The sequence below is a fragment of the Microbacterium sp. Z12_35 genome (assembly GCF_058310475.1).
In genome coordinates, this window is record NZ_JBZEGJ010000001.1 from 1,442,769 (window position 1) to 1,454,668 (window position 11,900).

Annotated in this window: 11 protein-coding genes; 3 read left to right on the top strand and 8 right to left on the bottom strand. The window is 70.7% G+C overall.

Features of this window, described 5'->3' with window-relative positions; genetic code table 11:
• Positions 1-15: 15 nt before the first annotated feature.
• Complete coding sequence (locus AC4FS1_RS07185; RefSeq protein ID WP_491153718.1) at positions 16-786, bottom strand: SDR family oxidoreductase; 771 nt, start codon at positions 784-786, stop codon at positions 16-18.
• A 127-nt stretch (positions 787-913) separates the two neighbouring features.
• Between AC4FS1_RS07185 and AC4FS1_RS07190 the strand changes: the two genes are divergently transcribed.
• The gene (locus tag AC4FS1_RS07190) at positions 914-2,236 is read left to right on the top strand and encodes a bifunctional o-acetylhomoserine/o-acetylserine sulfhydrylase (protein ID WP_491153720.1); all 1,323 of its coding nucleotides are present in this window, start codon (positions 914-916) and stop codon (positions 2,234-2,236) included.
• A gap of 90 nt (positions 2,237-2,326) precedes the next feature.
• Here AC4FS1_RS07190 and AC4FS1_RS07195 read toward each other — a convergent pair whose 3' ends face one another.
• Positions 2,327-3,268, bottom strand: a complete 942-nt coding sequence (locus tag AC4FS1_RS07195) for a hypothetical protein (protein WP_491153721.1) — start codon at positions 3,266-3,268, stop codon at positions 2,327-2,329.
• Positions 3,269-3,398: 130 nt separating this feature from the next.
• On the opposite strand from AC4FS1_RS07195, the gene metX reads away from it, so the two are divergent.
• Positions 3,399-4,604 (top strand): homoserine O-acetyltransferase MetX, encoded by a 1,206-nt coding sequence (metX, locus tag AC4FS1_RS07200; RefSeq protein WP_491153722.1) that lies wholly within the window; start codon positions 3,399-3,401, stop codon positions 4,602-4,604.
• Between the two features lie 41 nt (positions 4,605-4,645).
• Here metX and AC4FS1_RS07205 read toward each other — a convergent pair whose 3' ends face one another.
• The 4 genes from AC4FS1_RS07205 to AC4FS1_RS07220 all read right to left on the bottom strand — a co-directional run bounded on the left by AC4FS1_RS07205 (position 4,646) and on the right by AC4FS1_RS07220 (position 8,340).
• Positions 4,646-5,863, bottom strand: coding sequence for an MFS transporter (locus tag AC4FS1_RS07205; RefSeq protein WP_491153724.1), 1,218 nt, complete (start codon positions 5,861-5,863; stop codon positions 4,646-4,648).
• Between the two features lie 19 nt (positions 5,864-5,882).
• Positions 5,883-6,200, bottom strand: coding sequence for a thiamine-binding protein (locus AC4FS1_RS07210; RefSeq protein WP_491153726.1), 318 nt, complete (start codon positions 6,198-6,200; stop codon positions 5,883-5,885).
• Between the two features lie 9 nt (positions 6,201-6,209).
• Positions 6,210-7,433, bottom strand: a complete 1,224-nt coding sequence (locus AC4FS1_RS07215) for a hypothetical protein (protein WP_491153728.1) — start codon at positions 7,431-7,433, stop codon at positions 6,210-6,212.
• A gap of 61 nt (positions 7,434-7,494) precedes the next feature.
• Complete coding sequence (locus AC4FS1_RS07220) at positions 7,495-8,340, bottom strand: ADP-dependent NAD(P)H-hydrate dehydratase (protein ID WP_491153730.1); 846 nt, start codon at positions 8,338-8,340, stop codon at positions 7,495-7,497.
• 30 nt (positions 8,341-8,370) lie between these two features.
• Here AC4FS1_RS07220 and AC4FS1_RS07225 point away from each other — a divergent pair, with 30 nt between their 5' ends.
• On the top strand, positions 8,371-9,438 hold the full coding sequence (locus AC4FS1_RS07225; protein ID WP_491153732.1) for an NADH:flavin oxidoreductase/NADH oxidase: 1,068 nt from the start codon (positions 8,371-8,373) through the stop codon (positions 9,436-9,438).
• Positions 9,439-9,445: 7 nt separating this feature from the next.
• Here AC4FS1_RS07225 and AC4FS1_RS07230 read toward each other — a convergent pair whose 3' ends face one another.
• Together AC4FS1_RS07230 and AC4FS1_RS07235 are read right to left on the bottom strand one after the other, a co-directional pair.
• Positions 9,446-10,492 carry a hemolysin family protein gene (locus AC4FS1_RS07230; RefSeq protein WP_491153734.1) on the bottom strand — a complete coding sequence of 349 codons (1,047 nt, stop codon included), beginning with the start codon at positions 10,490-10,492 and terminating at the stop codon, positions 9,446-9,448.
• Positions 10,489-11,832, bottom strand: coding sequence for a hemolysin family protein (locus tag AC4FS1_RS07235; RefSeq protein ID WP_491155670.1), 1,344 nt, complete (start codon positions 11,830-11,832; stop codon positions 10,489-10,491). Before AC4FS1_RS07235 ends, AC4FS1_RS07230 begins: the two co-directional genes overlap by 4 nt.
• Between the last annotated feature and the right edge of the window lie 68 nt (positions 11,833-11,900).

The window sequence follows — 11,900 nt, forward strand, 5'->3', positions numbered from 1 at the left end:
GGGCGGGGCGGGGGGTCAGCGGGGGCGGAGGGGGCCTCGGGCGAGCAGGTGCTGGGCCGATTGGGCGACGGGGCGCATGGTCACGAGGTCGAGGTTGACGTGCCCCGGAGCGTCCAGTGCATAGGCGATGACGTCCGCGACGTCGTCCGCGGTGAGCGGGTTCTCGACGTCGTCGTAGATGCTCTCGGCAGCATCGCGGTCGCCGCGCAGACGGTTCACCGAGAACTCCTCGGTGTAGACCATCCCCGGCGCGATCTGCGTCACGCGGATCGGTTCGCCGTTCAGCTCGAGGCGCAGGGCGCTGGCGAGCATCGCCTCACCCGCCTTCGCAGCGTTGTACCCCCCGCCGCCCGCGTACGCCGTCTGCGCCGCCGTCGACGTGACGAAGAGCGTGTCTGCGTATCCATCGGCGGATGCGGCTCGCCGCAGCAAGGGCAGGAGCGCCGAAACGAGCATCTGCGCCGAGACCACGTTGACCTCGAACATCCACCGCCAGTCTTCGGCCAGTCCCTCGGCGACCGCATCGGCACCGCGCGCTCCCCCGGCGATGTGCACGAGGGCGTGCACCGGCCCGGATTCGTCGAGCCACTCGGCGAGGGCCGCAACGTCCTCGGCGCGCGTGAGATCGGCGGCGTATCCGACGATCCCGATCTCCGTCTCGAGGGCTTGCAGCCGGTCGGCGCGCCGGGCGACGCCGACCACGTCCCAACCGCGACGGCGCAGCAGCCGTGCCGTCGCCTCGCCGATCCCGGAGCTCGCGCCGGTCACCACTGCACGTCGTGTCATGCCGCCACGCTACCCCGGCGGTTGTTACGTCACATTTCCCACCGCTTGTCGTCGACGCTTCCCCTTCGTAACCTCGCTCCTGGTGATGGTGCCCTGCCGTTGCCCCGAGACACGCAGGAGTACGAACATGTCCGCACCCGAGAACTGGCAGTTCGAGACCAAGCAGATCCACTCGGGCGCCCAGCCCGACCCCACGACCAAGGCTCGTGCGACGCCGATCTACCAGACCACGTCGTACGTCTTCGACAACGCCGACCACGCCGCGAACCTGTTCGCGCTGGCCGAGTTCGGCAACATCTACACCCGCATCCAGAACCCCACCCAGGATGTCGTCGAGCAGCGCGTCGCGGCCCTCGAGGGCGGCACGGGCGCGCTGCTGGTGGCCAGCGGTCAAGCAGCGGAGACGTTCGCCGTGCTGAACATCGCTGAGGCGGGAGACCACATCGTCTCGTCGAGCTCGATCTACGGCGGAACGTACAACCTGTTCAAGTACACCCTCGCCAAGCTCGGTATCGAGGTCACGTTCGTCGAGAACCAGGACGACCCCGAGGAGTGGCGCGCGGCGGTACGCCCCAACACGAAGCTCTTCTTCGCCGAGACCATCGGTAACCCGAAGATCAACGTCCTCGACATCCGCACCGTCGCCGACGTCGCGCACGCCGCGGGCGTCCCGCTGATCGTGGACAACACGATCGCCACCCCCTACCTCATCCGCCCGTTCGAGCACGGCGCCGACATCGTCATCCACTCGGCGACGAAGTTCCTCGGCGGACACGGCACCGTCATCGGCGGCATCATCGTCGACGGCGGTTCGTTCGCCTGGTCGGAGAACGTCGAGAAGTTCCCGGGCCTCACCGAACCCGACCCCTCGTACCACGGCGCCAGCTACACCACGGCTGTCGGGGACTCCCTCGCGTACATCATCAAGGCGCGCGTGCAGTTGCTCCGCGACCTCGGCGCCGCCATCTCGCCGAACAGCGCCTGGCTGCTCATCCAGGGCATCGAAACCCTGTCGCTGCGTATCGAGCGTCACGTGCAGAACGCGCAGGAGATCGCCGAGTGGCTCGAGTCGCGCGACGATGTCGCGTCGGTCAACTACTCGGGCCTTCCCACGTCGCCCTGGTACGCCGCGGCGAACCGCTACGCCCCCAAGGGCGTCGGCGCGGTTCTCTCCTTCGAGCTCAAGGGAGGGGTGCAGGCCGGGCGCGAGTTCGTCAACTCGCTCACGCTCTTCAGCCACCTCGCCAACATCGGTGACGTGCGCTCGCTCGTCATCCACCCGGCGTCGACCACGCACTCGCAGCTCACGCCCGAGCAGCAGCTGACCGCCGGGGTCACACCCGGCCTCGTACGTCTGTCGCTGGGGCTGGAGAACATCGCCGACCTCAAGGCCGACCTCGACCAGGCACTGGCCGCCGCCCGCCGCTCGGTGGAGGCCGCTCGCGTCTGATCCCCGGCCCGTCCGGTGCCGGCGCGCCGGCCTGCGGATGCCTCGACTGCTTCGGCGGTCGAGGCATCCGTCGTTTCCGAGCTGCGCGGCTCAGGCGGCGTCCCACCACCGCAGCACACGTAATGCGCGCAGCGTCACCCAACGACTCGGGAAGCCCTCCGCTTCGGCGTCCTCGGCGAACAGCCGCGGCCCCTGGTGCGTGTTCTCTTCCTTCCACATGCCGAAGGGCAGCATGCGCGACCGCAACAGCTCGACCGCTTCCGCGCAGCGTTCGTCGCGCTCGGGTCGGGCGAGGCGGAAGTAATCCAGAGCGCGCAGGTAGTCGTAGTACCAGCGCGGTGCCGCGGAGGCGAGGGTGAAGCGCACGTCGACGAGTTCGCCGTCCGTCGCGCGGCGCAGGAGCCGCCGGTCGAGCAGAAACTCCTCGCCGCGCCGACGCACCGCGCGGAGCTCGCCCGACCCTCCGGTCGCCTGCTCCCACGCGCGCAGGCCCTCCAGCACGCACAGGGTGGAGTGGAAGGAGGACCGACTGGTGCCGTCTTCATCCCAGCAGTTCCATCCGCCGTCGGGGAGCTGTCCGGCGATCACCGTGGCGACGATGGGTGCGGCATCCTGGCCGAAGTATGCCCCGACGGCCAGGGCGATCCCGTTGATGCAGGGTTCCGTCTCGCCGTCGAAGTAGCGCTCGCCCTCATGCTCCCAGCGCACAGAGACGCGCACCCGGTCGATCGCGGTGCGCGCCGCGTCGCTGCCGGGATCGAGGCCGTACTGCATCAGGGTCTGCAGCGAGAAGTGCGTGGCCGTCCACACGTCGAAGTGGGGGCGCGAGTCATCGACCCAGCCGGGCTTGTAGGTTCCGCCGTCCCACCGGCCGTCATCGGCCTGCTCGGCCAGGAGACGAGCGCCCCACCCCTCGGTCGCCACCAGCGCGCGAGCACCGGCGACCTCGTCGGCCGGCGCATCGACCAGGTCGTGCAGCACCTGCCAGCGGATCGCGGGGTCACCCTCCAAGAGGTATGCGGTTACGTCCATGCGCGGGAGCGTACCGCGGGGCGCGGACACGCGCGCGGCCCGGACACGCGCGGGGCCCAGACACGCGCGCGGCGCAGCGGGTGCGCGTAACACTGACCGGGCGACGCCGCGACTCCGAGACAATGGAGCCATGGACTGGCAGACCTCCGAAGACACGGTGCCCTCGGCACCGGTCACGGAGGCCGACGCCCGACTCCTCCTGGGGCGTCCCCCCGCCACCGGCGCCTGGCGCGACGGCGACCCCGTCGGCGACCGGCGTTTCGCCGCCTTCGGCGCCTTCCGCACCGAGGGCGGGGCAGAACTCCCCGGCTTCCGGCTCGCGTACGAGACCTGGGGCGAGCTGTCTGCGACGGGCGACAACGCCGTCCTCATCCTGCACGCACTCACCGGCGACAGCCACGTCCGCGGACCGGCCGCGCCGGGCCACGCCACCGACGGATGGTGGGATGACCTCGTCGGCCCGGGCGCGCCCATCGACACCAACCGCTGGTTCGTGGTCGCTCCCAACATGCTGGGTGGATGCCAGGGCTCCACGGGTCCGGCCAGCATCGCGCCGAACGGGTACGAGTGGGCATCCCGCTTCCCGTACCTGACCATCCGCGACCAGGTCGACGCGCAAGCCCGCCTCGCCGACGCCCTGGGTATCGAGCGCTGGGCCGCCGTGGTCGGCGGATCGATGGGCGGGATGCATGCGCTGGAGTGGGCCGCGGGCCGCCCCGAGCGCGTCGAGCGCGCCGCCATCCTCTCCGCACCGCCGGCCAACACCGCGGACCAGATCGCCCTGAACTCGGTGCAGCTGGAAGCCATCCGTATCGACCCGCGCTTCGCCGGCGGCGAGTTCTACGACGCGGGCGACGGCGACGGCCCGCACCGCGGACTCGCTCTGGCGCGTCGCATGGCGCTGCTGAATTACCGCAGCCCCTCCGAGCTGAACTCGCGGTTCCAGCGCAGCTGGCAGTCGGGGGTGAGTCCGCTCGGTCGCGGAGGGCGGTTCGCGGTGGAGTCCTACCTCGACTTCCACGGCAACAAGTTCACGCGCCGCTTCGACGCCAACAGCTACATCACCCTGGTCGAAGCGATGAACTCGCACGACGTCGGCCGCGACCGCGGCGGCATCGAAGAGGCGCTGCGCGGGGTGACCGCGACGACGCTGGTGCTCGGCATCGACAGCGACCGGCTGTTCCCGATCGACGGGCAGCACCGGATCGCGCGCAGCATCCCGAACACCCTCGACGGCGACGACGCCGTCGTGGTGGTCAGCGACTTCGGTCACGACGGCTTCCTCATCGAGACCGCCGCCGTCGGCGGACACCTCCGCCGGCTCCTCGCGACCTGAGCCGCCGCCCCACCCGCGGGAGTCAGCCCCCGCGCGGGCTGTCAGCGCGAGGCTGCAGCGCGCGAGCGCTCCACCCGGAAGCTCACCACCGCGAGGCCGGCGCCGGCCAGCCCTAGGACGGCACCCACCCACGCGGGAGCCGCGAACCCCCAGCCCGCCGCGATCGTCAATCCGCCGAGGAAGGCGCCCAGGCTGTTGCCGATGTTCAGCGAGGAATGGTTCAGCGCCGCCCCGATCGACTGGTAGTCGCCCGCGACATCCATCAGCCGGGTCTGGATGCTGGGACTCAGCGCCGCCCCGGCGAATGCCACCGCGAACGTGAACACGCAGAGGGTCACGATCCACGCCCCCGTGAGTGCGAGGAGCGCGGATGCGACAGCCAGGGCGAGGAGACCGCCGAGCATGGAGCGTCGAAGGCTCCAGTCGGCCAGGCGCCCGCCGACGAGGTTGCCCGCCGTCATCCCGAGGCCCACGATCACGAGCACGATCGACACACTCCACTCCGGAGACCCGGCCAGATCGGTCACCATCGGCGCGATGTAGCTCACCATCGTGAAGAATCCGCCGAACCCGATGGCTCCGGTCCCCAGGGCGAACCACACCTGTCCGATCCGGAAGATGCGGAGTTCGTCGCGCAGGCGCCGTCCCGGGTCCCCGGGATGCGGCGGCACCGTCAGCGCGATCGCCACAGTGGCCAGCGCGAACACCGCCGTCACGACGAGGAACGCACTCCGCCAGCCCAGCTGCTGCCCGAGCAACGTCCCCAGGGGCACCCCGACGACGTTCGCGACGGTCAGGCCGGTGAGCACGAACGCGACGCCCTGCGCGCGCTTGTTCGGGCCGAGCAGATCCGCGGCGATGAGGGCGCCGATGCCGAAGTATGCGCCGTGCGGGAGTCCTGCCAGCAAGCGGGATGCGGCGACCAGCTCGTAGGTCGGCGCGATCACCGTCAGCGCGTTGAACACGGTGAGCGCCGATGCGAGAGCGATCATCACGCGGTGCCGCGGAAAGCGCGCCACCGAACCCGCGATCGTCGGCGCGCCGATGACCACACCGAGGGCGTACAGGGAGATGAGCCACCCCGCCTGGGCGATGGCGTCGTCGGAATCGGACGCCCACTGGGTGGGCAGAAGTTCGGCGGCGATGTTCGGCAGCAGCCCCATGATGACGAACTCGGTCATGCCGATGCCGAAGCTACCGATGGCGAGAGCGAGGAGCGCCCACGTCGCCGCGCCCCTCGGGGAAGTCGAGGAGGTCACCGGGAAAGGGTAGTACCGATCAGTCGGTGTCGCGAATCGATTCGAGGGCCGACTCGAGACGGTCGATCTTGCCGTCGATCTCGCCCGTGCGGCCGGGGCGGATGTCGGCCTTCAGGACGAGAGAGACGCGGGAGCCGAACGGCATGACTGCGTCGGTGGCGCGACGAACGACATCGAAGACCTCCTCCCACTCCCCCTCGATCTCCGTGAACATCGATGTCGTGCGATTGGGCAGGCCCGAGTCGCGCACGACGCGGACGGCCGCGGCGACGGCGTCATGCACCGAGCCGTCGGCGGAGGACGAACCGGAGGGAGCGACGGAGAAGGCTACGAGCATGCCCCGACGCTACTCCGCCAGGGTGCGGGGGCGCGAGCGGGTACCGGTGCGGCCGATGGGCACGCGCGCCAGTCGCACGCACATCCAGGCGAACAGCGCGATGAGGATCACGTTCCGCAGGGTGAGCACGAGGACCGGCGTGAGTTCGGCCACCAGCAGGCGGTCGTACATGACCGGATACACGAGCTGCGTCAGCCCCGACACGAAAAGCACCACGGCAGCCGGCCCCGCCCACCGCCACCGGTCGAGGACGACCGCGAACAGAAGTGGCGGCACGAGCCACGTCATGTACTGCGGCGACCCGACCTTGTTCGTCACGATGAACGCGAGCACCAGAGCGAGCGCGAGCGGCGGGAAGAGGGCGGCGAAGGATGCCCCGCGCCACGCTTTGAGCGCGCCGATCAGCGCGACCCCGCCGACGACGGCGACGAGCACCGGCGTCATCACGGCGGCGACCGCGGCGGCGGCGGGCCCGGTGACTTCGAACGTGATGATCTCGGCCGCGTAGAAGATCGCCGCCCCGGGGACCCCGAGAAGGGTTCCCCACACATACAGGGTGCTCACCGGCGCTTCGACCTGGAGCCCACGTCCGGTCTGATCCCCGATGAATCCCAGCGCAAAAGCGCCCCCGCCGGCGAGGACGACGACGAGAAGCGTCGCTGCCGACACCGCGAGCGCCGCTCCGAGGAGGGGAAGCCGGCGCCGCACTGCCAGGATGGCCGCGGCTCCGAGGGCCGCCGGCCACACCTTGATCCATGTCGCGACCGTCAGCAGGGTCGCGGCCAGCCATGGACGGCCGCGGAGCCAGAGGCATCCGGCGATCGCCAGGGGTACGGTCACCGCATCCAGCCGGTACAGGGCGACCGGGCCGAGCATGAGGATCGCGGCGAGCCAGAGCCAGGCGGCGGCACGGCGCCCGCGGGAGCGCGCACGGCCCACGAGCAATGCGAAAGCGAGCGCGTCGCATACGGTCGCCAGCGCGGCCCAGCCGACGGTGTACGAGCCCAGCAGCGCGAAGCCCCACGCGAGCACCATCGGCACGAGCGCGAGCTGCGGGTACACCCACGACTCCGTGATTCCCACGATGCCCTCGCCGGCGAGCGCCTGCCGCGACCAGGGCTCGTAGACGTTGTAGACGTCGCCCATCGGCTGACTGGGCAGGTGGAAGCCGGAGACCGCCACGGCCGCATGCACCACCGCGAACGCGATCCACAGCGGCGCGCGTCGGGACACGCTCACATCCTATGGGCGGTTCCCGGCCCCGCCCGCGGTCGAGCGCCGGCTGGGGAACCCGTCACGCGGACGTGATGATGCGCCCCACGACGGCGGGGAGCGCTTCGGTGACATCGAGCGCGGTGATGGGCCCGCCCAGGGGGCCCATCACCGCGGCTGCCTGGGTGGCCGCGTGACCGTGCAGCCACGCGGCGGTCGCGACGAGCGCGCCCAACTCGTCGACGGACGTGGTGCGCGCGGCGGCGACGACGGCACCCACCACGCCGCCGAGGACGTCTCCCGTGCCCGCTGTCGCAAGCCACGGGGTGCCGCTCGTCACGCGCCGCCGCCATCCCGACGGGGTGGCCACGAGCGTCGTCGCCCCCTTGAGGAGCACGGTGACTCCGAGATGCTCGGCTGTCTCGGCCGCGGCCTCGCCGCGTTCGTCCTCCGATGCATCGGCGGCGATCGGGGCGAGGCCCGCCGCCTCGCGCATCCGGTCATGCTCTCGCGCGTGCGGAGTCACGACGAGGGGCGCGGTCGCGCCGGGAACAAGATCGAGAGCACCCGCGTCGACGACGACCGGCACGTCCTGGACGAGCAGTTCGCGCAGCGCCGCCTCCTCCTCACGAGAGCGCTGCGCCGCATCCGTCCCCGATCCGATGACCCACGCCTGCACACGCCCGGCCGACGTCACGGTCTCGGGACGCCGAGCCAGCACCAGATCGCTCACGCGCGCGGGGCCGAGGTAGCGCACCATCCCGATACCGGTTCGCCACGCCGCCTCCACGCCCAGCACAGCTGCGCCGGGGTACAGTTCGGATCCGGTTCGGAGCCCGACGACTCCGCGGGAATACTTGTCATCGGCGGCCGTCGGCATGCGCAGCATCTCTCGGACGTCGTTCACGCGCCACTCATCGACCGCCATGCCCACACCCTAGCCGCGAGGAGATCCGGTATGCCCCGTCTGTTCGACCCCTTGACGATCCGCGACACCACGTTCCGCAGCCGGCTGTGGGTATCGCCGATGTGCCAGTACAGCGCCGTCGACGGGATGCCGAACGACTGGCACCACGTACATCTGGCGCAGTTCGCCGCGGGAGGGGCGGGACTGGTGATGACGGAGGCGACGGCCGTCTCACCGGAGGGGCGCATCTCGCCGGAGGACACCGGGATCTGGAGCGACGAGCAGGCCGCGGCGTGGCAGCCGATCGTCGCGGCCATCCACTCGCGAGGCGCGGTCGCCGGCATCCAGCTCGCCCATGCCGGCCGCAAGGCGTCGACCTGGTCGCCCCTCACCCGCGAACGCGGCACCGTACCCGCCTCCCAGGGCGGGTGGCAGACGGTTGCACCGTCGGCCATCGCCTTCGAGGGGTACGCCGAGCCCGTCGCCCTGGACGAAGCGGGCATCGACCGGGTCGTGGCCGACTTCGCTGCGGCCGCGGGCCGGGCGCTGGACGCCGGCTTCGATGTACTGGAGGTCCACGCCGCGCACGGCTACCTGCTGCACGAATTCCTCTCACCGCTGTCGAACACGCGCACCGACGCGTATGGCGGGTCACGGGACAACCGCATCCGCCTGCTCCGCCGCATCGTCGAAGCGGTGCGCGGAGCTGCACCCCACGCCGTGGTGTTCGTCCGCCTGTCGGCGACCGACTGGGCCGAGGGCGGCTGGGACGTGGCCGACTCGGTCGCCGCCGCCGCCGCGGCGCGCGACGCCGGAGCCGACCTCATCGACGTCTCCAGCGGTGGCCTCGTCGCGCACCAGCGCATCGCGACCGGCCCGGGCTACCAGGCGGAGTTCGCGGCCGAGGTGCACGCCCAGGCCCACGTGCCCACGAGCGCGGTCGGGATGATCGACTCCCCCGCGCTCGCCGACGAGCTCGTGGGGCGAGGCCACGTCGACGCCGTCATGGCCGGGCGCGAGTGGCTGCGCGATCCGCACTACGGGCTGCGGGCCGCCGTCGCCCTCGGGGCCGAGGGCGACTGGCCGGCTCAGTACCTCCGGGCGCGCCCCCGCCCCTGACGCCGCCTCACGGGCGCCGCGCGGTGGCGTCCTGGACCTCGCCGATCAGTTCTTCGATGATGTCCTCGAGGAAGAGCACCGCCGTGGTGTTGCCGTGCTCGTCGCGCACCTGCGCGAGGTGGCGGCCGGCGCGGCGCATGAGGGCGAGCGCGTCCTCAAGGTCGGTGGTCTCCATCACGGGGACCATGTGGTGGATCCGCTTCGCCGCGATCGGGCGCGCCTGCCCGTCGTCGTTCTCGGCGGCGCGCAGCACGTCCTTCAGGTGCACGTACCCGCTGGGCATCCCATCGGCATCCACGACCACATACCGCGAGTAGCCGTGCTTGGCGACCGCGCGTTCGATCTCTGCGGGCGTCGTGGTCTCCGGCAGCGTCACGAGCTCGCCGAGGGGCACGGCCACATCCCGTGCCTTCTTGTCCGTGAATTCGACGACGGCAGCAACCGTCCCGGCCGCATCATCCAGGACGCCTTCGCGGCGCGACTGGTTGACGATGGTCGCCACCTCGTCGAGCGTGAAGGTCGAGGCCGCCTCATCCCTCGGCTCGACGCGGAAGAGGCGCACCGCGTGGTTGGCGATCCAGTTGAGCGCCACGATGATCGGGTAGAACGCCTTCGACACCCACACCAGCGGCGTGGCGAGGAAGAGCACGGCTCGGTCGGGCATCGAGAACGCGAGGTTCTTCGGAACCATCTCGCCGATCACGACGTGCAGGTACGACACCACCAGCAGCGCCACGACGAAGGCGATGACATCCACCATCGCTTCGTTCAGGCCCGTCAGCCCCAGAGGTGCGGCGAGCAGGTGGTGGATGGCCGGCTCCGAGACGTTCAGGATCAGCAGCGAGCAGATCGTGATGCCCAGCTGGCAGGTGGCCAGCATGAGCGTCGCGTGCTCCATGGCGTACAGCGCCACCTTGGCGGCCCGCGATCCCCGCTCCGCGCGTGGCTCGACCTGCGAGCGACGCGCGGAGATCACGGCGAACTCCGCACCGACGAAGAAGGCATTGAGCAGCAGCAGCACCACCAGCCATGCGATTCCCGCCCAGTCGTTCATCGCTGGTCACCCCCCTTCGCCGCGCGGACGAGGTCGTCGACGTCGTCCTCCCGCGGCGACGGAGTGAAGCGCACCCGGTCGATACGACGACCGTCCATGCGCTGCACCGCGAGGGTGCCGTCTTCCGTCGTGACCTCGTCGCCGACAGCGGGGAGACGCTCGAGCACACTCATGATGTAGCCGCCAACGGTGTCGTAGACCTCACCCTCCGGCACCCGCACACCGGCGCGGTCGAGCGCCTCGTCGGGGCGGAGGTCGCCGGGGAAGCTCACCGAACCGGCGGTGCGCACGACTCCCGCGCGGGACCGGTCGTGTTCGTCGAGCACTTCGCCCACGATCTCCTCGACGAGGTCCTCGAGGGTGACGACACCGGCCGTGCCGCCGTACTCGTCGACGACGATCGCCATCTGGTACCCCCGGGCGCGGAGTTCGGCGACGAGCGCGTCCAGGTGCACGGTCTCCGGCACGCGCAACGGTTCGGTCGCGATCGCCGCGGCCGGGACATCCGCCCGCCGGTCGCGCGGAACGGCGATCGCGGCCTTCAGGTGCACGATGCCGGCGATGTCATCCATCGACTCCTGGTACACCGGGAAACGGCTGTGCCCGGTGCGCATGGCCAGCTGCACGACGTCTTCGACGGTGTCATCGGCGGCGAGCGCGTGCACGCTCGGACGGGGCGTCATGACGTCTGCGGCACTCAGGCGCGAGAAGGTCAGGCTCCGGTCGAGGAGGGATGCGGTGTCTTCCTCGAGCACGCCGGCGTTCGCGGAGCGGCGGACGAGGCTCGACAGCTCCTCCGCCGTGCGCGCACCGGACAGCTCCTCCTTGGGCTCGATGCCGAAGGAACGCAGGATCCCGTTGGCGCTGCCGTTGAGCACGGCGACGGCGGGGCGGAAGACGGTGGTGAAGGCCACCTGGAAGGGCATCACCAGCTTGGCCGTCTGTCGCGGGATGGCGAGCGCGAAATTCTTCGGCACGAGCTCCCCGAGGATCATCGACAGTACCGTGGCGAACGCGACGCCGATCACGGTCGCGAAGGGCATCACGAAACCCTCGGGCAACCCCCATCCCAGGAACACCGGCCGAAGGAGGTTCGAGATCGCCGGCTCCATCGTGTAACCGGTGAGCAGGGTGGTGAGGGTGATGCCCAATTGCGCACTGGAAAGGTGGGTGGACGTGATGCGCAGCGCGCTGATCGTCAACGACAGGCGCGTCTCGCCGGCTGCCTGGCGTGCTTCGAGGTCGGCGCGGTCGAGGTTCACCAGGGCGAACTCGCTGGCGACGAAGAGCCCGGTTCCGACTGTGAGCAGAAGCCCCACGCCCAACATGACGAAGTCCATCACGCGTCACCCCCGTACGTCCGGGAGGCGGGTCGGTGGGGCGAGCGTCTACAAGGGGGAGGGTCGTC